Here is a 22,233-nt window from a genome sequence, read left to right on the forward strand (position 1 = left end):
TCGCTCGGCGAGTCAATCAACGCGCGGGTTCGGGGACGACCGTTGCTTGGCTGGAGTTGATCATGGAGGGGAAGTCCTGTTGCGGTTGCACCCAACCGGAAGAAGCTGAGCCGTCGGTTGGCGCGCCCTGCATTGGAGTGCCATCGCTAAACGTCGAGTCGTACGATTCGCTTCGTTCGCGATAGTGTTCTTCCATCATCTGCGAATTCCGGTCTTGAGCCTCCATGTACTTTTGGATCTCCGATTCCGGTTCGCCTTCGACAACGTTGTTGGCGACCGGAACGGTTTCAGGAACTGGTTCGGTGCATCCGAGGTTCAAACACAAGAGTCCGAGAAAACAGCCGGTCCATACCGTTCGCATTGAAGAAGCCCCCGGGGCACTGAAGGATGGGCATCGAAAGATTCAATGCTTCCACACATCATGCGCATGAAGTTATCGGAAGAAATCCAAAAAGGAGAAGAGACCGCATTGTGGTTGTGTCATTGGAAAACTTCAAGTTGTCCATTCGCAGCCTTCGGACGCGGGACGTCTTGCCGGATGCGGCGGAAAACACGGCAACTGAACGTGTTTTGGTCTCTTGGGGGAAACTTTTGAAATTTGAGCGTTTTCCTGATGGAAAAATTCGCTGGATTCCGCACTGGGTCTCAGATCAGCCCATTAACTCCAAGGGAATCCAATGTCAAACAACTTACGCCCCGCGTTTTCAGGATTGCTAATCGCCATCGCGATGTCCGTTTCGTCGTTCGGGCAAGACACCTTTCGTGCCGAATCTTTGGACCGATACCCCATCGCGAGAACGCAGGTGGTCCATGTCAGCGAAGTTTCGTGGCAACCGCTCAACCCGGCTCGAGGTGATAAGGCACCGAAGGCGGGGACGCTGTGGGGCGATCAGACCAAACCAGGTAAGTCGGGGTTCCTCGTCAAATTCTTGGATGGTTTCTCGTCGCCTCCTCATATCCACAACATCACCTATCGCGGTGTGGTCATCTCGGGAGGCCTGCACAACGACGACCCAGACGCAGAACCGATGTGGATGCCCGTGACATCCTATTGGACTCAACCAGCCGGGGAGGTTCACGTCACGGCCGCTCGCGGAAGCAGTGTGGCTTACGTCGAAATTCAGGAAGGTCCCTATCTTGTCATGCCGCCTGAAAAAGCCTTCGGAAATCAAGAACGCCCGTTGAATGTGGATGCGTCCAACATCGTTTGGTTGACGGCATCGGAGTCGGAGTGGATCGACGAGGCATCATTCAATTCGTCAGCCAGTGCGCCCGCGATTGCCTATCTGTGGCAGATCGCCAGTCAAGAAAATGACGACACGCCACCGGTAAGTTGTTCATTGGTACGGCTGCCCGCCGGATTCGAGGGAACCTTCGTCAATGAACAGGGAGCATTTCGGTCGGTGGTGATCCAGGGTGATGTCTCACTCGAGGGACATGATGTTCAGGGGCCCGAAACGCTTTCACCGGGAGCCTATTTCGGGTTTGAAGGCAAAGCATTTCAAACGGTTTCGGCATCGAAAGATGCAGTGGTTTACGTTCGCTCGGAAGGACCGTTCCGAATCGTACGGTAGCCATCAGGCTCGTTGAGCTTTGCCAGTCAATGATGGTTCGGCTTTCGGTAGCCGCCGGTCACGTCAATTCAACGCGAAGTCGTTGTTCAATCACCAAACGAGAATTACCGAAATGACATTTCACATCCGAGACAGCGTTTTCCTGATTACCGGAGCCAACCGAGGAATTGGCAAAGTGATTTTGGAGGCTGCACTTCAGCGAGGCGCTAAGAAAGTTTATGCCGCGGTGCGTGACGTGCAGACCGCGGAAGACTTGGTCGAGACGCACGGCGATCAAGTGATCCCGGTGCGACTTGATTTGAACGATCCCGGTTCCATCCGAGAGGCCGCGTTGGTTGCGAAGGACGTCAACGTCGTGGTCAACAACGCGGGTGTGTTGCAAGTTTGTTCCGCGTTTGCGGATGAAACCATCGAAACGTTGCAATATGAAATGGAAGCAAATGTGTACGGATTGATTCGAGTTGCACAGGCGTTTGCCCCCGTTTTGAAAGCCAACGGAGGTGGCGTTTTTGTGCAACTGAACAGTGTTGCTTCGCTCAATGCATCTCCTGACTTCGCCACGTACTGCGCGTCCAAGGCGGCGAGCTATTCCATCACTTTGGGATTGAGGAAATCGTTGCAGGAACAGGGCACTTTGGTGGTCAGTGCTCATCCCGGACCCATTCAAACAGACATGGGGAGGTCAGCGGGCTTTGCCGAGTTTGCTTCGCATCCGGAAATCGTCGCACCAGCAATCTTCGACGCGATCGAGCAAGGATATTTTCATGCTTGGATCGGTCCCTTGGCTGAATTGATCAGTGAGCCGTATCAGCCGTTTGTCGAGCAAATTCTAAGCGGCGATATGAAGCAACTTCGGGAGCAAGCCTTTGGTCTGTAGTCAGATCGCGGTTTGGGTTGATGAGCAAGCTTGTGATGAATGGATTGCAGGCAAGATTTCGAGACAGTTTGCAATCAAGTCAGGGTTACGGAATGAGTGTCGGGAATCAGACGCACAATATGACGAGAGTTCAAGGTCACCAGAAGTCGTATGTCTTGGTCGCGGTGTTGGCTCTTGTTGGATGCTTGATATGCTTCGATCGCATGTTGGCTGCGGAGAACGTAGGTCAGGCGACCGCATTGGTCGAAAAGGTTTCTGCGACGAATGCGATGGAATCGACCTCATGGGCCTTGATCGGATTGGTCGCGGTGATTGCCTTCGTGGCTGGATTTGTCCACAGTGGGATTGGCTTCGGATTTGGCATCGTCGCGATTGGCTTGATGCCCTTTGTGATCGACGCTCGGCAAACACATTTGCTGGTCAGCCTTTGTGCGGTTCCGGTACAGCTTGGGACGGTTTGGGCTTACCGCCGAGGAATCGTCTGGAGGCCGTTGCTGATTGCGTTGGCGGGAGCAACGATCGGTTTGCCGTTGGGGCTGTGGTTGTTCCATTCCATCAATTTGGATTGGCTGACGCGTGGGACAGGATTGGCGTTGCTGCTGATGATCGCCTACTCCTTTCGCAATCGCAGTCTGGCTCGCAAGCGAGTGGATGAGGCTAAATCCGGCGTGGAATCGTGCGATGAAGATGTCATGGAGACTGATCGCAACGACACCGCCACCGCCGGAGTTGGGATCGCATCGGGATTTTTGATGGGCGCGGTCACTATGCCAGGACCACCTGTCGTTGCTTACGCCTTGCAACAGGATTGGGACCAGGATCACTTCAAGGCGTTCGTGAACCAGTTTTTGCTGGCGTTGTCGGTCTTCAAGACGCTGGCTCTCTTTTTGACAGCCGATGTCTCACAACAGTCCGTGGTGGAGGCGTCTTTGGTGTTTCCGATGGCGTTGATTGGAATCGCCGTTGGAAAACGATTCAGCCAACGACTTTCCACCGGCGGATTTCGCAACATGGTGGCGATTGGCTTGTTGGTGGTCGCGATTTTGTTGATCGTGAAGGGAGCCGGGTGAGACGAGTTCGGAAGCGGCCCGTTCGGTCGCGGACTGGTCGGTTGCGGCCGGTCTATGCGAAATGGCGTGCGAAGTGGCCATACGAGATGACCATCCGTTGGCCGAAGCACGTCATCTCATGCGACTCACGATTAAAATTTGAAGATCCGGTTCCACGTTTCCATTCAAAGACCGAATGACATGAAATCCGAAGAAAGTCTCTTTGCTGAAGCGATTGAACTGCCAACTCAAGAGCGGAAGGCATATTTGGATCGGGTTTGCGAGGCTGATTCGTCGTTGCGGGAACGGATGGAGCGGTTGTTGCTCGCGCACGAGCAGACCGACCCTTTGCTTGACTTCGAGGAGTCGGCGGAGGACGGCGCTTCGGATCGGTTGAATGTTGATGTCGGCCAAGACATCGGGCCCTATCGATTGCTGCAGAAGTTGGGTGAAGGTGGTTTCGGTGTCGTCTTCATGGCGGAACAGCGTGCTCCCGTTCGGCGGCAGGTGGCATTGAAGGTCATCAAACCGGGAATGGATTCTCGCTCCGTGGTTGCACGGTTCGAAGCGGAACGCCAAGCCTTGGCAATGATGGACCATCCGAACATCGCCAAAGTATTCGACGGTGGGACGGTCTCCGATAGCAATTCGGGTTCCTCAGTCCAACGCCCCTATTTTGTGATGGAGTTGGTTCGCGGCGTGCCCATCACCGAGTACTGCGACGCCAACTCGTTGTCTACCGCGGAACGCATGCAATTGTTTGTGTCCGTCTGCAATGCCGTTCATCATGCTCATCAAAAAGGCATCATTCACCGGGATATTAAACCGTCCAACGTGATGGTTACGCTTCACGATGGCGAGCCTGTCGTAAAAGTCATCGATTTCGGCATCGCGAAAGCACTGCATCAGCGATTGACCGAAAAAACTTTGTTCACTCAGTACGGGATGATGGTGGGAACGCCGCAGTACATGAGTCCGGAGCAAGCGGAATTCAGTGGGTTGGATGTTGACACTCGAAGCGACGTTTACTCGTTGGCCGTGTTGCTCTATGAGTTGATGACTGGTACCACGCCCTTGGAAGCGAAGTCGCTGCGGACGGCGGGGTATCAAGAGCTGCAGCGGATGATCCGTGAAGAGGAGCCACCAAAGCCAAGCCAACGAGTGAGTTCATCGGGGGCAAAGTTGACGGTGTTGGCAAAGCATCGCAGTGTCAGTCCGAGTCAGCTGCCGCGTGAGATCAGCGGGGATCTCGATTGGATCGTCATGAACGGCCTGGAAAAGGATCGTCGGCGACGTTACGACACGGCCAGTGATTTTGCAGCCGACATTCGGCGAGCTTTAAAAGATGAGCCGGTGCACGCGGGACCGCCTTCTGCTCTTTATCGTACCAAGAAGTTCTTGCTGCGACATCGTTCGCAAGTGTTTGCTGCCGCCTTGTTGTTGGCGGTTGTTGGTCTGGTCGGCGGTGCGGCTTGGCAAACCCAACGGCTGAGAAAGGCGACGCAGCAGCAAAACGATTCACAACTGTCGCGGGCCGTGGACGATGCAACCGCGATGTTGTTGTCAGTCAATGATTCGACTCCGACCGATGATCGTTGGGACGGCACGGACTTGTTGGTCTCTCGCGTACGCGAATTGTCGCTCACGACTCAGGTGAGTGCAGTGACCGCTCAACGAACACATCGGTTTTTGAAACGCTATGAAGCGGCACGTCGAGATCGCGAATTTGTTCTGGCGATGGAAGAGTTGCTGGTGCAGCGTGCCACGCAGAATGATCTTGCGAGTTGGACTGCCATGGAAACGGAGTTTCGAGAGGTTCTTCGTCAGCGAGGTTATGATGTGGATCGGGAGTCACCTGCGGACTTGGGAGAGCGTATCCATGATGATCCGACCAACGTCAAACTGACCGATGCATTGGAATTGTGGATCGGAACGCGACAGCATCTGGCGGATCTGGGAGGTCCCGCATTGACCTCGGAGGAGAAGCAGACTTGGATCGATGCGATGTGCGTTTCGGATCCTGACCCGCTGCGTGCCGTGATCCGGCAAATAGTTTATTCGACCGAGTCGAAAGAATTGGCTTCTTTGGACAATGCTGTTACCGAGAGTGATTTGACGCAGGCGTGCGCTCGCAAGCTGTCGTGGTTGTCGGAGTCGTATGCGAAGGTGGGGGATCCTTCGCGATCAGAAGAAGTCTTGCGTTTTGCGTTGGCTCGATACCCTGATGACCTGATGTTGAACTTCGAGCACGCCCAATCACTGATGGGTGAAGAACAATGGGAACGTGCCATTCGTTATCTGATGCGCTGCACCGCGATTCGACCGGAGATTCCGGGGGTGTGGGAAACGTTGGCGGAAGCTTTACGCCAAAATGGTGAACTGGATGCGGCGGAACATGCCTTGCAGGTTGCCGTCGATTGCCGATCGGATTCGTTTCCGTCCAGTCAGGCGATCTCAGTGCGTGATCAAGGTTAAACTGGTTCGGGGCGGTTGATGTTCGCTGTTTTGACGAGTGCATTGATGTGAATCAGATCACCGAAATTCTGGAAGCGTTGGAATCGGGAGATCAACAAGCCGCAACCGATTTGTTGCCGCTTGTGTACGACGAACTGCGACGACTCGCGGCGGCGAAGCTCCATCGTCAACGGCCTGACCACACGTTGCAGGCGACGGCATTGGTGCACGAAGCGTGGATGCGTTTGGTGGGGGACGATGAGGGAAACGCACACAAATGGAACTCACGGGGGCATTTCTTTGGTGCTGCCGCCGAAGCGATGCGGAGGATCCTGATCGATCACGCGCGAGCCAGTTCCGCCGACAAGCGTGGTGGAGGACGTCACGCGATTCAGTTGGAATCGTGGAATCATCCAGCGGCATCAGAACCCGAAAAACTGTTGATGCTTGATGAAGCGTTGGGCCGGTTGGAAGAGCAAGACGCGGTGAAAGCCGAGTTGGTCAAACTGCGTTTTTTCGCGGGCCTGACGATCAAAGAAGCCGCTGCCGCGTTGGATTTGTCGACCGCCAGTTGCGAGCGATATTGGGCTTACGCGCGGGCTTGGTTGAAAGCGGAGCTGGAAGATTGACGTCGTCGCGTCGAGCCTTCGCCTTTAAAAAATCACGGACGCTGTCCATCACGCGCTCGCTGCATTGCCCGTTGTTGATCAAGGATGGCTCGTTCGAATGGTGACACCCGATCGCTCGGGCGGTATTGTTGTTGCAGTTGTTCGTCTGGAACAATCGGTGTCACGCTGCCTTGATTTTGCATCGCACGGGCGGACTGAAAGACGTCGATGGTTTGGTCTCTCAGCTCGGGGCCAGGTGGCAAGAGGAACCGGCCGATGCCTTTGCCTTGCATATTGATGTCTTCGATCCGATTGTTGCCACGAGCAGTTCGGTCAATTGCGACGGATTGAACTCGCCATTCGTGAACAACGATTTCGTACCGCGGTTGCGCCGGGATCGAACGTCGGGTCTCTCGAGTGACCCATTGTCCGTCGGGTGAGAGAAGTTCGTAGGTTTCGACCCACTCGTACCCCGCATCGCGTCGTAGTTTGACGGACTCCGTTTCGCCAGGAGCCAAACGGAACGTCTTCGTCAGCCCGGCTTGACGCGAATCCGACAGTGTGACATTCACATCGCGTTCACTGCTATTCGTGAATTGTATGTTGGCGGGTGCCAAGTCCGGCAAAGGCACTCGGCGAGAGTCGACCGGGACGGGCCCGGGATTCAGTGGGATCGGCGACACGGGAACGGGACCAAGCGGCAAATCAAAGCCTGTCCATCCAAGCGACGGTGCCGGGCCAAACTGAGGCAAGCCAAATCCGCCATAGTTTGAATGCCCCCACACCACTCCATTGACCAGCGGACCTGCCCATTCCACGTAGCCGCCAGCCCAAGGGCCGTAGACGGGGCCAGCAATTGGGCCGAGACCCGCGGGACGCACGAACCGATACGACGATTGTGGGAAAGGAACGAAGTCATCCAGGTCGGCGTACAAGAAGTTCCCAAAACCACTGCGTGGGAATTTAAGGACTCTGGCCAAGAACGTGTTGTAGTAACCTAGGAAGCGCCGATCCGGCGTATCGAAACGTCGGTCCCTGGAGTAGACGATTTGCTGGCCGTCACCGTGACGGTAGATCAAACGGCCGCGGCGAAGGGAGATGCGACCCGTGACAACGCCGTTGGGTTCGACGAGGTCGTATTCATCCGATGGGTTGTCTCCTGGACGGCCACGATACGAATCACCTCGGCGATCGCCCGGTCGGAAAGGAGGTTGGCCAAAGACGTTGCTCGAAAGCGTCAACATCAGTAGAGTCGTCGCGATCCATGTGAACGACGCTCGTCGCTTCAGCAGTTCCGTCCCGCCGAGAGTTGTCGATTCCAACGTTTGTTGATGGAAGCTTCGCATCGTCATGTCCGCCGATTCAGAAGGTTCTGACCAGAAACGCGGTGTCCGACCGCCGGTTCATCGTACCAAGCGGAAGCGTTCGTGCGAGGCGGAAATTTGCAGACGAATCAGGCTTCGTCGCGGGCGTCCGATGTATCGAGCAACCGTCGGTAGACTCCGGCCACGCCATTGGCCATCGTGTGATCGCTGAAGTATTGATGGTGTCTCGTGACGGCCAAGTCCGACATGGATTGCCAATCATATTGCCCGGTGACCAAAGCTTCGATTTGTTCGGCGAGCGAGATGGGATCGCGAGGATTCGCGAGCAGACCTTCCTTGCCGTGGCGAATAGCTTCCGGCGTGCCTTCCACCGAAGTGGCGATGATCGGTGTTCCCGCAGCCATGGCTTCCAACACGACCATTGGCAACCCTTCTCCGTAGAGGCTGGGCAGCACCATCGCGTCCAATCGAGCGAGCTCGGACGGAACGTCTTCGGTGAACCCCACCCAATTGATCAAGTCTCCAACACCGAGGTCGCTGATTTGCGAGTCAATCTGTTGGCGATAGTCGTCTGTCTCGAATGGGCCGATGCACCGCAAAGTGACTTCGGTACCGCGACGGCGAAGTTCCGCCAGCGAATCCAAAACCACTTCCAAGCCTTTCCGCGGACGCATCAATGCGATCATCCCGATTGTCCATCGTGAGCCGACGGACGGAATGCTGTGATGCGGAGGATGGATCGCGGGGACTCCATTGTGCACGACCGTGACTTGGTCTGCGCCGAAACCTTGTTGAATGGTGTCTTCGCGAAGACTGTTGGAGACCGTGATCAGATGGGAGCAGTTGTTGAGCGATCGTCGTTCGATCCAGGCGTTGATGCGATTGGCCCAAGCTCGTTCGCAATCACGGCCGGCGGGACTGTGAACGTGGTAGACCCAAGGTTTGCCGGACCAGCGAGATGCCATGGACGCCAACATGGCCGTGCGAGGTGTGTGCGCATGTAGCAACTCATATTCGCCTTCAGCGATGACCCGGCAAAGTCGTTTCGCGGCGGTCCAATCCAAGCGATTCCGCATCGGCACTCGGTGGCATTGTCCCCAGGTTTCGCCGGGGATGCCCGATTGACGTTCCTCCAGCATGTCCGCGAAGCGACCAGGTTTGACGCATGCGAAGTCTGCCGTGACATTCAGTTCCGGCAAGCATCGCCCCAGGTGCGATTGCACGCGTTCGGCACCGGAGAAATGCTCGCCATTGACCAGATGCAGCACGCGGATGGCTCGAAGCTCTGGCGAACTGCCAGTCGCGGTGACGTGTGTCACCGGTGCTGCGGGAGCGACAGCCGACGGTTCCATGCCGGAGATGGAGGGAACCGGAGAAGGCACGGCGGTTGGAAATGCGTTGTCGGTGGAGGCTTGCATGGGGGCGTATCGGCGTTGTCGGTCGGTAATTCGCTGATGGCGGATCGAGACCTCACGTGACGATCTGGCACCTTGTCGCGATGGGCCTTCGCGGCGTTGGTTCCGGTCGTTTCGAACGTTGACCAAGGGGATCCGTCTTGGCCACATCCGATGGGGAAGTCTCGAAGCGAGCTTTTTCAATTTTGTGTCACGGACGAACCCCGTGACCCCAGCGAATGTTCGGGATCTTAAGCATTGCGCGGTACTTCGCCGGTTGTGCGGGTGGCGACGGTTGCGTGAGCAGGACCCTGGGGCAAACGGCGTGATTCGGCTAAGTTCTGTGCTGAAAATTCATCGTTTCATTCCCCGACCCCCACCCACTCAACCTCGCTGCTGTCCCCATGAATTCCTCCATCGTTTTGTTGCCCGGCGACGGGATCGGACCTGAAATTGTCGAACAAGCTCGTTTGGTTTTGGCCAAAGTTGCGGAACGATTCGGGCACACCTTCGATTTCAGCTCGCACCTGATCGGCGGAATTGCAATCGACGAGACCGGCGACCCACTTCCCCAAGCGACCGTGGACGCCTGCCGAGGTGCCGGAGCGATTTTGCTGGGAGCCGTCGGTGGCCCCAAATGGGACGACCCGTCCGCCAAGACGCGACCCGAAGCCGGTCTGTTGAAAATCCGCAAAGAACTGGGACTGTTCGCCAACCTACGTCCCATCAAGTTGTTCGATGAGCTGGCCGACGCATCGCCTTTGCGTGCGGACATCGTCAAAGGGACCGACATCCTATTCTTCCGCGAACTGACCGGCGGGATCTACTTCGGTGAGTCGGGGACCTCCGGCAGTGGCGAAGAAGAGTCTGCCTATCAGTCGATGACCTATTCGGTCGGCGAAGTGAAACGGATCGTGCGGATGGCAGCTCAAGCCGCACGAGGCCGATCGAACCGATTGACCAGTGTCGATAAAGCCAACGTGCTCGAACCCAGTCGTCTGTGGCGCCGCGTCGCCGCTGACGTGATGGCAAACGAGTTTCCTGACGTTCAGTACGACGTGGTTTTGGTCGACGCGATGGCCATGCACTTGATCAATCGTCCGTCAGAGTTCGATGTGGTGGTCACCGGCAACATGTTCGGCGACATTTTGACTGACGAAGCTTCTATGTTGCCCGGTTCGCTCGGGATGCTTCCAAGTGCATCGCTGGGTGATGATGGCCCAGGGTTGTATGAACCGATTCACGGATCGGCGCCGGACATTGCCGGCAAAGGCATCGCCAACCCGCTCGCGACGATTTTGGCCGCCGCGATGATGCTTCGTCATTCGTTGGGGCTGGCCGATGAAGCCGACGCGATTGAGAAAGCCGTTGCCGCCGTCATCACCGATGGGTTGCGAACACCCGATTTGGCTCGTGGTGACCAGTCCAAGAGCGTTTCGACCGAAGAAATGGGTGCCGCGGTCGTCGCGAAATTGGCGTCCTAGGTTCGTCGGGTAGCGAGTCGCCGGTGTAGGTCCGGTTCCACCGTACGCCTGCCTGCCGATGTAGGTCCGGTTCCACCGTAAGCCTGCCTGCCGATGTAGGTCCGGTTCCACCGGACTTCTACAAACCCACTCCAATACCAATTAAGTATCGCCAGCCAGCATTCACCCAGCTCGACTCCCTGGCTGGCGTCACAGGCTGGTATAGAATTGGGCAGCTTTCTCAGTCCAAGTCTCCTTCGATCGAAGTTCACCTTGCCTGATATCACCACCTTCATTCTGATCGCGGTCATCCTCGCGGCGCTTGGCATCGCAACATTGGTTGCGGCGCTCCTGGGTCGCACGGATTCCGTCTCGGTGGACGCCGCGATTGTGAAGCGTTTCCGTTCGAAGCTGCGTGTGTGGTGGACGATGGTCGCAATCTTTGTGATCGGATCCTTGATCCATCGCATTGGTTTGGTGGTTTTGTTTTCGATGGTGTCGTTTTGGGCGTTGCGAGAGTTCATCTCCATGACGCCCACGCGACGTGGTGACCATCGCACGTTGTTTTGGATCTTCTTCATCTTCACGCCGCTGCAGTACATCCTGATCGGGCTGGGAGATGACTACTATCCGTTCTACAGCATCATGATTCCCGTTTACGCCAGCCTATTCATTCCGGCTCGTGCCGCGATTGCTGGGGACGCGAAACGATTCTTGGAACGGTGCGCGAAGATCCAAGCCGGGTTGTTGGTGTGTGTGTACTCGCTGTCGCACGCACCGGCGCTGTTGGATCTGCAATTGGTGCGAACCGGCGGTGAAGCTTGGAAAGGCAGCAACGTGAACCTACTGATGTTCTTCGTTCTGATCGCTCAGTTGTCGCTGACGTTGGAACGTGTTTGGAGCAACGTTGCCGGCAAACATGTGATCGCGCCGGAGATCAATGCGTCGCGTACCTGGGAAGGCGTTCTGGGGTCGATGATGTCGACCGGAATCATCGCGGCGTTGTTGCGTTGGGCCACGCCATTCTTTTGGTGGGAAGCGTTGTTGATGGGCGTCGTTGTCACCGCGATGGCGAGCATGGGAACGTTGACGATGAGCGCGATCAAACGCGACCGGGGTGTGACGGATACCGGGACACTGGTCCAAGGCCATGCCGGTGTGCTGGACCAAATCGACAACATTTGCTTTGCGGCGCCGATCTTCTATCACGTCACCCGTTTCTTCTTCACTTGATTCCCGCGGCCGGGCAACGAACGCTCGTCGCCATATTTTGATTGAGCCAAGGCATGCAACTCGTCATCAGTTCCAGTCTTCATCCCACCAGTCGCAGTCGAATTCTGGCTCGCTCCGTCGCGGAACGTCTGCGTTCGCAAGACCGCGAAGTGGAGGTCTTTGATCTATCGCAGCAAGTGCTGCCACCTTGTGACGGTGCCACCGCCTATGGCGACGAGAACGTGATTGCTTTGGCGGAATTGATTCGCGAAGCCGACGCGATCTATGTGGCGTCGCCGGTCTACAACTACGACGTCAATGCTGCCATCAAAAACGCCGTCGAGCTGACCGGAAAGGCTTGGACCGGCAAGACCGTGGCGTTGTTGTTGGCCGCTGGTGGACAGGGAAGCTACATGTCCGCCATGGGATTGGCCAACAGTTTGATGCTGGATTTTCGCTGCGTGATTGTGCCGCGATTTGTGTACGCGACTGGCGAATCGTTTGAAGGTGACTCCTTGGCCGACGAAGAAATCGCCCGCCGAGTGGATACGCTGGTGGCCGAAACGCTGAAGCTCAGCGACGCATTGGCAAATTGATCAGCCGAACCGCAGTTCTTTGTCAGGCGTTTGCCCCGATTCGCGTTTACGCTGATAAATGCCCAGTTTCTGCAGCGTCAGCAACGACACGTAGGCTGGGTTGAGATAGAGGTAGCGTCGCCACAGACGGCCTGGTTCTCGCGTGAGTCGAAAGAACCACTCGAGCCCGTTTTTCTGCATCCACGGCGGCGCTTGTTCGAGCATCCCGGCGTGGAACGCAAAGGCGGCTCCCACGGCAATCAACGGCATGGAGAGATGTTCTCGCATCTCGTAGGCAAAGATCTCCTGCCGCGGGCAGCCCAAGCCAACGAAACACATCTGCGCGCCGCTTTCGCGAATTTCCGCTGCCAGTTCGTCGCGTTCCTGCTCGTTGATTTGTCGGAATGCCGAGGCTCGTTTGCCGACGATCCGCAGTCCCTCGAACCGCTCGCCGAGTCGTTCTGCGAATTGCGTCAACATCTCTTCGGTGGCACCGAACAAGAAGATTGGCACATCCTGTTTGGCCGCCTCTTTGCACAATCGCAACGTGAGTTCGGGGCCATAGACGCGATCCTGCAGCGGAGGTCCGTCGAAGCTTTTCTTGTGCAATCGGTTGAGCGCCCATCGCACGGGTTGCCCGTCCGGACACACCAAATCGAATTGGTTCAAACGATAGTGGTGTTCTCGATCGAGGACGCCCGTCATCACGCCGTGAACCGCCAACGCCGTGACGGCCATCGGAGAATGGTTCTTCGCGGCGGTGATGATCCGGTTCACGGCGGCTTCGTAGTCAATCGCATTGACGCCGATGCCCAAGACGTTGTGTTGTCCGTAGTCCAACATGGAATTCAAGTGGTTTCGGGTTGATGTGTTGCAGTTTGTGCCATCGCCAGCGTTTCGGTTTGTTCTTGCATGGTCAGCACGTTGAATTCGTTTGCAAATTTTCCGAGTGCCCAACGCATGAACGAGAGTTTCGCATCGCGAGACATCTTCATACCGGGGAAATAGGCCATGTCCGCATCGTCTTCGCATCCTAAGAAGTCAGGTGGATGCAGCAGCAACGATGGTGCGGTTCCGGTCCAGCGACAAAGGTTGAGTGCTGAGGCGAAATAGAGTTTGGCCAAGGTCACGCTGAACGTTGCGAGGAACGTGACGTAACTGAAGTGAATGGGAGTTCGCAGGAACGGAAGCGTCGAAACAGGGATTTCCCGCAGATGGTGCGTTTGGCCGTCGACTTGTTCCTGGCGAACGAACGGACGGTTGGGGTTTCGCATCGCATCGAAGCCACCATAGAGCTTCTTTGCTTTTTCCCGTTCCTCGCCTTGCAAGTTGGTTCGCGCCAAGAAGACCGCTCGAGCGATGGGAGCCATGGAGGTGGGGAAGATGGACGCGTCATACGAGTAATCGTTGCGAATCAAAACTCGCAGAACCTCCGTCGGGCAACTGAACCCTGGTCCTCGAAAGCCAACCGGGCGGGCGCCAAACCGAGATGAAATTCGATCGTGCGTGGTCATGATCTCCGATTGAATTTCGGAGTCGCTCATCGTGTGCATCCATGGCAAATGGTTCAGCGAATGGTTCGCCGGTTCCCAATGGCCCAGTTGGTCAAAATGGTGGATGGCATCGACATCGGTTTCATCGTCGAGATCGCGACCGACCAAGAACACGGTCAGCGGTAGATTCAATTCGCCAAGCAGATCCACGATCCTTTGCGTCGCCATCGGCAAATAGCTCGAGGCGGTCTTCCAGTCCGCATTGCCCGCGGCACGAAGGTACGCCCATTTGTTGTCGAGATCGATCGACAAGCTTCCAACAGGTTTGTTGCTCATTCGCCGTTCCCCGACATTTCGCGGGAGGCGGTGGGCTTGCGATTGCTAAGAGCGGATCGGATCGCTTGCAATGCACCGTCCGCGGAACGCTCGGGTGTGTAGTCACGAATGTCTTCCCGTGCTTGAACACGCATGTTCGCAATCGTTTCATCGCTCGCCGCGAGATAACGTTGCAGTGCACCGGAGAGACCGCTGATCGCATGCGCCGAGTTGGAATCGGATTCGTCAGCCAGCGGGTCGTATTGCCAACCGTTGCGACCGTCTTGAATCAGCGTGGTGACCGATTGGGCGTAGACGCTGCCAACAATCGGCATTCCCGCATGCATGCCTTCGTTAGTCACGAGCAGCCACTCATCGGCCAAGGTCGGAGCGATGATGGCACCGTGTTGACGCATCAATTCCGGCAATTCCGCGGCGGGGCGATTGCCCAAAACATGGATTGTGAGTTTGGGGTCCGGTTTGGCGATTGATTCGGTGGCCTGGCCGGAGGCGAGTCTTTCAAGTTCCGAACGACAGGGTCCGTCACCGACAAAGGTGATCTTCAGCGATTCGTTATAGGATGCGCAGAATTGGCTGGCTTGTTGAACCAGCGGCAGCACGCCTTTGCGTTGTGTCAGTTGCCCGATGCAAAGCAAACGCCGCCGCACGGAGCTTTCGTCACGCGGTGCGATTTCCTTGGCGATCGTTCGATCGTCCGCAGCGTATGGCAGGTGAAAAAGTTGTTCGGGACGTGCGCCCAGCGAAAGCAGATAGTCGCGGCATGACGGGCCGTTGTACGTGATGGCGTCCGCGGATCGGAGCAAACGTCGTCTGGCCCAACTTCTCATGCGACCACGACCTTGTTCGGTGTGTTCGCTCATGAAGGTTGCCAGCACCAGTCGTGCACCCGACCGTCGGCAATACCGGGCGGCCGCGAGCGAACGGGCACCGAGTTCGTGTGACACCACGACGTCCGGTGATAACCGTTTCAGTTGGCTGATCGTGTCATAGGGGACATGCACAAACAGTGGGTCATCAAAGCCCGCTTTGGCATGTCGCCAACGTCGACGAAGCGTGACCGTCTTTTGCACCTGCACCTGCAGTTCCGACCAATCCAATTCAAAGTTGCGATTGGGTTCGATCGGCGTGCTCAGCAAGATTTGAAAGTCACGGATGCGACGCGTGATCTCTTGCAGAACGCGAACCTGATACAGGGGAATGTAGTGCGTTAGAAAAACGACTTTCGCGTCGAGCCTGTCCGCTGAATTCAGAACTTCCGCAGGATGCGGTCGATCAGCCGAGGGCGATATGTCGCTGCCATCCATGACTGCATCCGTGGGAAGGTCACGTTTTGGAAAGGGCTGCGTTTCCTTCGGTGACGATGAATTGGAGTCTGAGTTGGATGGCAAAACGGCGGACATGTTTTGAATCTATTCGCCGCCACGCCCCGTAACGGGCACAACGACGGTTTGAGCGATGAGGCGTAGATCTTGGAACAAGCCCAATTGGTCGATGTAACGAAGATCCATCCGCATCCAATCGTCGAAGGTGACCGCTTTGGCTTTGTTGACTTGCCAAGTGCAAGTCAGGCCGGGGCGGACATCCAAGCGACGGCGATGCCATCGTTCACAGGCTCGGCTTTCATGCCACGGAAGTGGGCGCGGGCCCACCAATGACATGTCACCTTTCAACACATTAATTAGTTGCGGCAATTCGTCCAAACACGTTGCTCGCAAAAAGTGGCCAACGCGGGTGACACGAGGGTCTCGCGAAATTTTGAACGCTGGTCCATCGCGATGGCTTTCGGCTCGCAGTTCCGCCTGGAATTTCTCCGCATCCACGATCATCGTTCGTAACTTCAAGATCGTGAACGGTTGGCCGTTCATGCCCTCACGGGTTTGGCGGAAGAAGGCTGGGCCGCCATCGGTCATCTTGATGGCTGCCATGGCGGCCAGAATCGCGGGGCCGGTGAGCAGCAGACCCACGCCGGCACCGACGATGTCGATTCCGCGTTTGATCCACATGCCCGGTTGATCCGCGGGTTGCGAAGCAACGCTGAGCGCCACGTCATCAATCGCGGATTGCAGATGATTGTGGGTGAGTGAACTCGATTGCGTGGTATTGGAGGTTTCAGCCGATGTGGATGAGAGCCTTACCCAGTCTGCTTCCGAGTCGGCGGGGTCGTCTTTCCGGCGATTGCCGCTACGGCGATCGTTGGATGTGTCTTCGGCGTCTTGGTCGCTGTCGCCAAAACCGTTGGGGTCATGGACTTGAAGCTTCAAACGCACCTCTAAACCAGCCGCATTGGTCAAACGTGCCAAGCGGTCGAGGACAGCGCGGCCGCCCATTTCCGGGGTGTCAACCAGCAAGATGCCATAGCGGAACGTCGCCAGGATTCCTTTTTCGTCGGTGACCCGAAGGTTGCGGATTAGCAAATCGACCAGTTTGCGATTTTGCTTGGCCGTGTGGCGGCGAGTCGAACCGGCCTTGGTTAGCAGTTCGACCGTCAGCAGGCAGAACGGGATGGAACGACGCGTCGCACGCAATCGTTCGCGAGTCAATTCGCGATCAAATTGCCGCGACGACAGCAGCAGCATGCGGCGGCGGCCGAGCGACGTTTCGTCTCTCCATCGCAGCAAGCTTTCGCGTCGTTCTTTTCTAAAAATCGAAAACAAGTTGTCGTTCCTGGTTGCTCTTGTGACTGCCCCGTCGTGCTTCGTTTTGTTTGGGTGCATCCGGTGCAGATGACGGCGGTGTCGAGGGACTCGAGGTTTCTGGATCCGAGGTCTCTCTGTGAGCCACCGCTGGGGTGTCCGCATGGACGCGGCGGTCTAACGCGGGACGGGAGCGTTGTACGATCCCGAGGTGTCATTCATGGTGAGTGGGTTGGTTCCGGAGCCGGCTGGCACTGGTTCGCTGGATTCCGAATCATCGGTTTCGAATGAATCGGGTGCGTCCAACAGGTGGTCTGGCTCGGAGGTTTCGGCGGGGGAGTCGGAAGTGGTTGTTCGAGCGCGAGCCCGGTCTGCTTTGGAACGCGAAAAGTCTGCACGTGAACCGCCGGTGGATGTCACCGGAGAGTCGCGAAGGATGGCTTGGAGTAAGCCAAGGCTCAGTCCGAGCAGAAGGCCGACCACGGAGAGCAAGCCTCGCATGGGGCCTGATTTCTTTAGGTTCAGCGTGGCGTCTTGGATCACGCTGACGTCGGACATTTGCAGTTCATCCAGCTCCGAATTCACGCGAGCTTCTTCCAAAGATCGTGCATGATCGCGGTAGGTTTCTTCTGCCAATTCGGCTTCCCAGGTCAGTTCGGCCAGACGTGTGGAGTCCGCGTTCAGGCGTTTCAGGTCGGACTGCGTGGACGCCAGACGGTCATTGATCGCGTCGCGGCGGCTTTGCAAACCGACGGCTTTCGCGCGAACCGTTTGAAACTGTGTTTCGAGTTCTTGGTAGACCGGGTTGATGGCTTCGCGGCGTTCTTCCCGTTCGTCTCGCTCGGACTCTGCGAGTTGGGCGCTCTGCTGCATCTTGTCTTGCAGCAGTTTGTATCGAGGGTGGTTGGGGCTGACGCGGGCCAGCTCTTCGCCGTCTTTGATCTGAACGTCGTACAACTGGCTTCGCATTTGGTCACCGGCGGCATTGGCGATGCCCAAGGTGACTTCGATGGGGACCCATTCCTCCGTGCCGTCGAGTTGTCGACGCAGTTCTTCGGCTTGGCTGATCGCTTCCGCCAATTCGCTGTCCGCCGTGCTGAGTTTGGCTTCCAGATCGATGATGCGTTTCCGGAGGGTTTCTTCCGCCGAAGCGGCGCTGAGCCAACCCATCTCGTTGCGGGTTTCTTGAAGCGTGCGACGGGCGGTGAGTGCCGCATCGCGACTTTCTTGAGCTCGTTTTTCAAAGAAGGATTCCGATCCTTCGACGCTGTGAGCTTGAACGTGATAGCGTCCGTACTCGTCCATCACGGCTTGCACGATGGACTGGATGAGCAACGGGTCATCGCCTTTCCCGGCCACGGCGACCGTGTATCCGTTCTTGGCAATTTCCACATTGATCGCTTTGGAAACCTTTTTGATGGCCTGTTCGCGTTCGAGTTGTGCTTCGTATTGTTCCGCCGTCAGTTCGCCAACTGTTTTGCCTTCCGATTTTGGCAACCAAGACACCAGCGCGTGATCGGAGGCCAGGAACTCCTCGACGTCCTTTGCGGCCTGGTCCATCCAGGTTCGTGGTTGATTGATTTGTTCGACGCCAATCTTGTCGACCGCGCGTTCAGCGATTTCGCGGCTGCCAATCATTTCGCCGATGCTGACGACTTCCGCAGTGCGGCTTTCCTGCATCGAGACCGATTGGGTTGCTTTGGTGGTTGGATCCACGGCCAGTGCGCCGCGGCCCAAGCGGACATACATCAATCCTTCACTGCGGTACTGGTTCGGCCAAACAACCAGCAAGGCGACGACGGCAACGGTCACCAACAGGGTAGTGAACACGATCGAGGGCAGTCGGCGGCGAAAGGACCGCAGGACTTCGGCGGGAGTCACCATCGCCCAAGATTCAGCTGGGATCGACGGCGCCCAGTTGCCGGAAGAAAAGTTGGACGAACGGCCGTTCAGGCGGCTTGCTGAACTGTTCGAGTTGGGGTCAGGTTGAGATCGGCTCGCGGATCGGCTCACCATGCAACTCCAGGAACTCAGGGGGGATGGGCGATCAATCGGAGCCGCCCAATGATTAAAATGCTCCCAACCAGCGCAAATCCCCGAATCCTTTCAGCATGCGTAATCCGTTGTGTCGGCGGGGCATCTGACTCAAGTTTTAGTTGCCCGGGCCAAATTTGTGGGGTGGAATTTGGCTTATTTTGTGCAAAGTCTGGGTGGAATCCCCCAGGGCGGTTCTTGGGGAGCGGATTTGCACCCAATCGCGTTTTCGAATTTGCAACCCGATTTTTCCGAAAGTGTCCTGAACAGATGTTAGCTCGTGTCCTCGAACCGGAAGTCGAAGATTTCGCGGCTGATGCTGCGGCCTACCAAGCGATGGATCACCGGGAGGTGAACAGCAAGTTCGTCGACGATCTGCTCACCGGGGGGGCGGTTGGTCCGCGAGTGATCGATCTGGGTTGTGGGCCGGGGGGGATTGTCTTGGAATTGGCGGAGCGGTGGGAACGGGCGGCGGATCCGACCCTGATTGGTTTCGCTCCCGAGCAGCTGGAGATCATGGGCGTTGATTACAGCGTCGACATGCTGGGCATGGCTCAGATGGAAATTGAATTGGCAAGCGCCCAGCACTTGGTGTTTCTGCAGCAGATCGACCTAACAGATCCAGACTGTTTCCAGGAGGATTTGGCACAAACAATCATCAGCAATACGGTGCTGCACCATTTGCCGGACCCCGCGACCGCGTTGGCGGCTGCTTTGAAAGCGTTGATGCCTGGCGGGCGATTGTTCATTCGCGATTTGTATCGTCCCGAGACGGAAGCAGAGATCGAGCGATTGGTCGAACTGCACGCGGGCGATTCTGAATCCGCGGCGGCGGTCAGCGATTCCGGCGTCTCAATTCCGCCAGAGCTGGCACCCTCGCAATTGCTGCGTCAATCCTTGTGGGCTTCGCTCACGTTGGAAGAGGCTCGTCAGGTGGTGTCGAAGTTGGGGATTCCCGAGGATGCGGTGCAGATGACCAGCGATCGCCACTGGACGCTGGACTGGGTGCATGATGGTAAGATCGACAGTGGTGGAATCGAAGGCACCACGGGAAACGGTGGTTCAAAACTGGCGTGATCGCGCAGCCGCGTGAACAGCCAAACTGGTCCACGCAGGGGGGCCGCACTGGGATTTTGCATACGGAATTTTGCATGCGGGAATTTGCGATCGGATTCGTTGCCGTCTCTTTCTCGGATGGTGGGTGGGATGCTAACATCGCGGATCCGCGGGCGGTTCGTTGGCTGATCGGAAATTGCACACCATCGCAGCCAGTTCATTCAGGCTCGCCCGCCATCTGAAGAAACGAGACATTCATGCAAGGTTACCTGCAACTCCTCGACGAAGTCCTGCACAACGGGATCGATCGCGACGATCGAACGGGAGTTGGCACCCGCAGTCTCTTCGGACGCCAAATGCGGTTCGATTTGGCCGATGGGTTTCCGTTGTTGACCACGAAAAAACTGCACATTCGGTCAATTTTGCACGAGTTGTTGTGGTTCCTTCGCGGCGACACCAACATTGGGTATCTGCAAGAGAACAAGGTATCCATTTGGGACGAATGGGCTGACGAGTTTGGCGATCTCGGGCCCGTGTACGGACACCAATGGCGGAGCTGGGAAGGAGCCAACGGCGAGACGATTGACCAGATTGCTTGGGTCGAGAATGAGATCCGTACCAATCCTCGTTCCCGTCGGTTGGTGGTGTCGGCTTGGAATGTGGCCGACGTGCCAAAGATGAAGCTGCCCCCGTGTCATTTGCTGTTTCAGTTTTATGTGTCGGGTGGGCGGTTGTCCTGCCAGTTGTATCAGCGAAGTGCGGACTTGTTCCTGGGAGTGCCGTTCAACATTGCGAGCTATGCGATGTTGACATCGATGATGGCTCGCACGACGGGTTTAGAACCGGGTGAGTTCGTTCACACCTTGGGCGATGTCCATCTCTACAGCAACCATTTCGAGCAGGCTCGTGAGCAACTGAGTCGCACTCCCCGGTCGTTGCCGACTTTTAAAATCAAACGCGACGTTTCGACCGTCACAGAATTTCAGTTCGATGATTTTGAGCTTGAGAACTACGACCCGCACCCTCATATCAAGGCACCGGTTGCGGTCTAAGCGGACATGGCTGATGTGACAACTCGCACCGAACCTGATCCCTCGGGGGCATCCGACGAGACGCTTCGTCAAGGTTTGGAGCATGCGTCCACGGCATCACCGATTCCCGCCGGTGACGAAGCTGCCTCTGTCAACGAAGATTCTTCCGTCAACATTGCCAAGCAACTGCGTAGCCGAGATCTCTTGCCCGCCGATCATGGAGTGGGTTTGAGCATCACCGCCGTGATCGCGGCGACCCCGGATGGCGTCATCGGCGATGATCAAGACATGCCCTGGCGATTGTCGTCAGACCTTCGTCGGTTCAAACAATCGACGATGGGCGGGGCTTTGATCATGGGCCGCAAGACCTTTGAGTCGATCGGTCGTGTGCTGCCGGGCCGCCAAACCATCGTGCTGACTCGCCAAGGCAGTTGGCAATTTCCCGGAACACAAACGGCGTCGGGCAAGAGCGAAGCCATCGCGTTGGCCGCGGACCGCCGGATCTTTGTCGTCGGTGGTGGCCAGATCTATCAACAGTGGTTCCCGCTGTGCACAGAATTGTGGTGGACCAGGGTTTGGGCGAACTTGACAGGCGACACCCGGGTGGATCTGCCACTGGAAGACTTCGAATTGGTTTCGCAGACCAGTTTGCCGGCGACGGCGAAAGACGATTATCCAACCGATTGGCTGAGGATGCGTCGCAAGGCCAGCAGCCTACGTCGATTGGAGTGACCCGCGAAATTCCGGTCGCGAGGGAAAGATTGCCAGCGTCCCAGTTGATTGACAGCCTCCCGGGGATAAGTGCCCTGGGTAAAAGGCCAGTTGGCCACGGGAGTTCACTTCGGAAGACGCAGGATGCCAGAAAAGACGCAGGATTCTAGAAAAGAAGGATCGGGGTTCAGAAGTTGCGATTGAACGCCGATGCTAGCAATTTCAACTTCTGCGGGCTCCGTTCGCTGGCTCATTTTTCTTTGGAGTTGGAAGCTGCAAGTCACCCAGCGTTGAAGCGGGTTGTTAAGACTTAGCGACTTCCCCCAAAAAAATTCCGGATTGCTTTTGTCGCTTCCACTTGAGCAAAAAGGGGGCCGACTGCTATAGTCCGCGATCCGCTGGCGAAGA

19 protein-coding genes are annotated in these 22,233 nt (G+C 56.7%); 11 read left to right on the forward strand and 8 right to left on the reverse strand.

Annotation, left to right across the window (positions count from 1 at the left end; all coding sequences use genetic code 11):
- Positions 1 to 16: 16 nt before the first annotated feature.
- The gene (locus LOC70_RS08025; protein WP_230253089.1) at positions 17 to 361 is read right to left on the reverse strand and encodes a hypothetical protein; all 345 of its coding nucleotides are present in this window, start codon (positions 359 to 361) and stop codon (positions 17 to 19) included.
- A gap of 316 nt (positions 362 to 677) precedes the next feature.
- On the opposite strand from LOC70_RS08025, the gene LOC70_RS08030 reads away from it, so the two are divergent.
- The 5 genes from LOC70_RS08030 to LOC70_RS08050 all read left to right on the forward strand — a co-directional run bounded on the left by LOC70_RS08030 (position 678) and on the right by LOC70_RS08050 (position 6,583).
- Positions 678 to 1,574, forward strand: coding sequence for a DUF4437 domain-containing protein (locus LOC70_RS08030; RefSeq protein WP_230253090.1), 897 nt, complete (start codon positions 678 to 680; stop codon positions 1,572 to 1,574).
- Between the two features lie 112 nt (positions 1,575 to 1,686).
- Positions 1,687 to 2,451: an SDR family oxidoreductase gene (locus LOC70_RS08035; RefSeq protein ID WP_230253091.1), complete on the forward strand. Its 765-nt coding sequence runs from the start codon at positions 1,687 to 1,689 to the stop codon at positions 2,449 to 2,451.
- Positions 2,452 to 2,570: 119 nt separating this feature from the next.
- Positions 2,571 to 3,521 (forward strand): sulfite exporter TauE/SafE family protein, encoded by a 951-nt coding sequence (locus LOC70_RS08040; RefSeq protein ID WP_230253092.1) that lies wholly within the window; start codon positions 2,571 to 2,573, stop codon positions 3,519 to 3,521.
- 180 nt (positions 3,522 to 3,701) lie between these two features.
- A complete protein-coding gene (locus tag LOC70_RS08045; protein WP_230253093.1) occupies positions 3,702 to 5,975 on the forward strand; it encodes a serine/threonine-protein kinase in 2,274 nt (757 codons plus the stop codon).
- Between the two features lie 47 nt (positions 5,976 to 6,022).
- On the forward strand, positions 6,023 to 6,583 hold the full coding sequence (locus LOC70_RS08050; protein WP_230253094.1) for an ECF-type sigma factor: 561 nt from the start codon (positions 6,023 to 6,025) through the stop codon (positions 6,581 to 6,583).
- 32 nt (positions 6,584 to 6,615) lie between these two features.
- On the opposite strand, the gene LOC70_RS08055 is transcribed toward LOC70_RS08050, so the two are convergent.
- Together LOC70_RS08055 and LOC70_RS08060 are read right to left on the reverse strand one after the other, a co-directional pair.
- Positions 6,616 to 7,914, reverse strand: a complete 1,299-nt coding sequence (locus LOC70_RS08055) for a hypothetical protein (protein WP_230253095.1) — start codon at positions 7,912 to 7,914, stop codon at positions 6,616 to 6,618.
- Between the two features lie 101 nt (positions 7,915 to 8,015).
- Positions 8,016 to 9,305: a glycosyltransferase family 4 protein gene (locus LOC70_RS08060; RefSeq protein ID WP_230253096.1), complete on the reverse strand. Its 1,290-nt coding sequence runs from the start codon at positions 9,303 to 9,305 to the stop codon at positions 8,016 to 8,018.
- Between the two features lie 380 nt (positions 9,306 to 9,685).
- On the opposite strand from LOC70_RS08060, the gene leuB reads away from it, so the two are divergent.
- The 3 genes from leuB (at position 9,686) to LOC70_RS08075 (ending at position 12,552) form a co-directional block, all read left to right on the forward strand.
- Positions 9,686 to 10,765 (forward strand): 3-isopropylmalate dehydrogenase, encoded by a 1,080-nt coding sequence (gene leuB / locus LOC70_RS08065; RefSeq protein WP_230253097.1) that lies wholly within the window; start codon positions 9,686 to 9,688, stop codon positions 10,763 to 10,765.
- Between the two features lie 252 nt (positions 10,766 to 11,017).
- Positions 11,018 to 11,977 carry a phosphatidate cytidylyltransferase gene (locus tag LOC70_RS08070; RefSeq protein WP_230253098.1) on the forward strand — a complete coding sequence of 320 codons (960 nt, stop codon included), beginning with the start codon at positions 11,018 to 11,020 and terminating at the stop codon, positions 11,975 to 11,977.
- A gap of 41 nt (positions 11,978 to 12,018) precedes the next feature.
- Complete coding sequence (locus tag LOC70_RS08075; RefSeq protein WP_315857217.1) at positions 12,019 to 12,552, forward strand: NADPH-dependent FMN reductase; 534 nt, start codon at positions 12,019 to 12,021, stop codon at positions 12,550 to 12,552.
- On the opposite strand, the gene LOC70_RS08080 is transcribed toward LOC70_RS08075, so the two are convergent.
- The 5 genes from LOC70_RS08080 to LOC70_RS08100 form a co-directional block, all read right to left on the reverse strand.
- Positions 12,553 to 13,374 carry a WecB/TagA/CpsF family glycosyltransferase gene (locus tag LOC70_RS08080; protein WP_230253194.1) on the reverse strand — a complete coding sequence of 274 codons (822 nt, stop codon included), beginning with the start codon at positions 13,372 to 13,374 and terminating at the stop codon, positions 12,553 to 12,555.
- Positions 13,375 to 13,379: 5 nt separating this feature from the next.
- Positions 13,380 to 14,360 (reverse strand): polysaccharide deacetylase family protein, encoded by a 981-nt coding sequence (locus LOC70_RS08085; protein WP_230253100.1) that lies wholly within the window; start codon positions 14,358 to 14,360, stop codon positions 13,380 to 13,382.
- Positions 14,357 to 15,760 (reverse strand): glycosyltransferase family 4 protein, encoded by a 1,404-nt coding sequence (locus LOC70_RS08090; RefSeq protein ID WP_230253101.1) that lies wholly within the window; start codon positions 15,758 to 15,760, stop codon positions 14,357 to 14,359. The genes LOC70_RS08085 and LOC70_RS08090 overlap by 4 nt, the downstream gene beginning before the upstream one ends.
- A 9-nt stretch (positions 15,761 to 15,769) precedes the next feature.
- Positions 15,770 to 17,014, reverse strand: a complete 1,245-nt coding sequence (locus LOC70_RS08095) for a sugar transferase (protein WP_230253102.1) — start codon at positions 17,012 to 17,014, stop codon at positions 15,770 to 15,772.
- A gap of 156 nt (positions 17,015 to 17,170) precedes the next feature.
- Positions 17,171 to 19,009, reverse strand: a complete 1,839-nt coding sequence (locus LOC70_RS08100; protein WP_315857218.1) for a GumC family protein — start codon at positions 19,007 to 19,009, stop codon at positions 17,171 to 17,173.
- A 288-nt stretch (positions 19,010 to 19,297) separates the two neighbouring features.
- On the opposite strand from LOC70_RS08100, the gene LOC70_RS08105 reads away from it, so the two are divergent.
- The 3 genes from LOC70_RS08105 (at position 19,298) to LOC70_RS08115 (ending at position 21,846) form a co-directional block, all read left to right on the forward strand.
- Positions 19,298 to 20,104, forward strand: a complete 807-nt coding sequence (locus tag LOC70_RS08105) for a class I SAM-dependent methyltransferase (protein ID WP_230253104.1) — start codon at positions 19,298 to 19,300, stop codon at positions 20,102 to 20,104.
- 236 nt (positions 20,105 to 20,340) lie between these two features.
- A complete protein-coding gene (locus tag LOC70_RS08110; protein WP_230253105.1) occupies positions 20,341 to 21,135 on the forward strand; it encodes a thymidylate synthase in 795 nt (264 codons plus the stop codon).
- A 6-nt stretch (positions 21,136 to 21,141) separates the two neighbouring features.
- Entirely contained in the window at positions 21,142 to 21,846 is a 705-nt protein-coding gene (locus LOC70_RS08115) for a dihydrofolate reductase (RefSeq protein ID WP_230253106.1), read from the forward strand.
- Positions 21,847 to 22,233 lie beyond the last annotated feature (387 nt).

The sequence above is a fragment of the Rhodopirellula halodulae genome (genome assembly GCF_020966775.1).
GTDB lineage: Bacteria > Planctomycetota > Planctomycetia > Pirellulales > Pirellulaceae > Rhodopirellula > Rhodopirellula halodulae.

Excerpts from the sequence above, each read along its gene's own strand:
- LOC70_RS08115 (WP_230253106.1), top strand. The coding sequence starts at position 21,142 with ATGGCTGATGTGACAACTCGCACCGAACCTGATCCCTCGGGGGCATCC.
- LOC70_RS08105 (WP_230253104.1), top strand. The coding sequence starts at position 19,298 with ATGTTAGCTCGTGTCCTCGAACCGGAAGTCGAAGATTTCGCGGCTGAT.
- LOC70_RS08060 (WP_230253096.1), bottom strand. The coding sequence starts at position 9,305 with ATGCAAGCCTCCACCGACAACGCATTTCCAACCGCCGTGCCTTCTCCG.
- LOC70_RS08100 (WP_315857218.1), bottom strand. The coding sequence starts at position 19,009 with ATGGTGAGCCGATCCGCGAGCCGATCTCAACCTGACCCCAACTCGAAC.
- leuB (WP_230253097.1), top strand. The coding sequence starts at position 9,686 with ATGAATTCCTCCATCGTTTTGTTGCCCGGCGACGGGATCGGACCTGAA.
- LOC70_RS08030 (WP_230253090.1), top strand. The coding sequence starts at position 678 with ATGTCAAACAACTTACGCCCCGCGTTTTCAGGATTGCTAATCGCCATC.
- LOC70_RS08055 (WP_230253095.1), bottom strand. The coding sequence starts at position 7,914 with ATGACGATGCGAAGCTTCCATCAACAAACGTTGGAATCGACAACTCTC.
- LOC70_RS08025 (WP_230253089.1), bottom strand. The coding sequence starts at position 361 with ATGCGAACGGTATGGACCGGCTGTTTTCTCGGACTCTTGTGTTTGAAC.
- LOC70_RS08035 (WP_230253091.1), top strand. The coding sequence starts at position 1,687 with ATGACATTTCACATCCGAGACAGCGTTTTCCTGATTACCGGAGCCAAC.
- LOC70_RS08110 (WP_230253105.1), top strand. The coding sequence starts at position 20,341 with ATGCAAGGTTACCTGCAACTCCTCGACGAAGTCCTGCACAACGGGATC.
- LOC70_RS08080 (WP_230253194.1), bottom strand. The coding sequence starts at position 13,374 with ATGTTGGACTACGGACAACACAACGTCTTGGGCATCGGCGTCAATGCG.
- LOC70_RS08085 (WP_230253100.1), bottom strand. The coding sequence starts at position 14,360 with ATGAGCAACAAACCTGTTGGAAGCTTGTCGATCGATCTCGACAACAAA.
- LOC70_RS08045 (WP_230253093.1), top strand. The coding sequence starts at position 3,702 with ATGAAATCCGAAGAAAGTCTCTTTGCTGAAGCGATTGAACTGCCAACT.
- LOC70_RS08090 (WP_230253101.1), bottom strand. The coding sequence starts at position 15,760 with ATGTCCGCCGTTTTGCCATCCAACTCAGACTCCAATTCATCGTCACCG.
- LOC70_RS08040 (WP_230253092.1), top strand. The coding sequence starts at position 2,571 with ATGACGAGAGTTCAAGGTCACCAGAAGTCGTATGTCTTGGTCGCGGTG.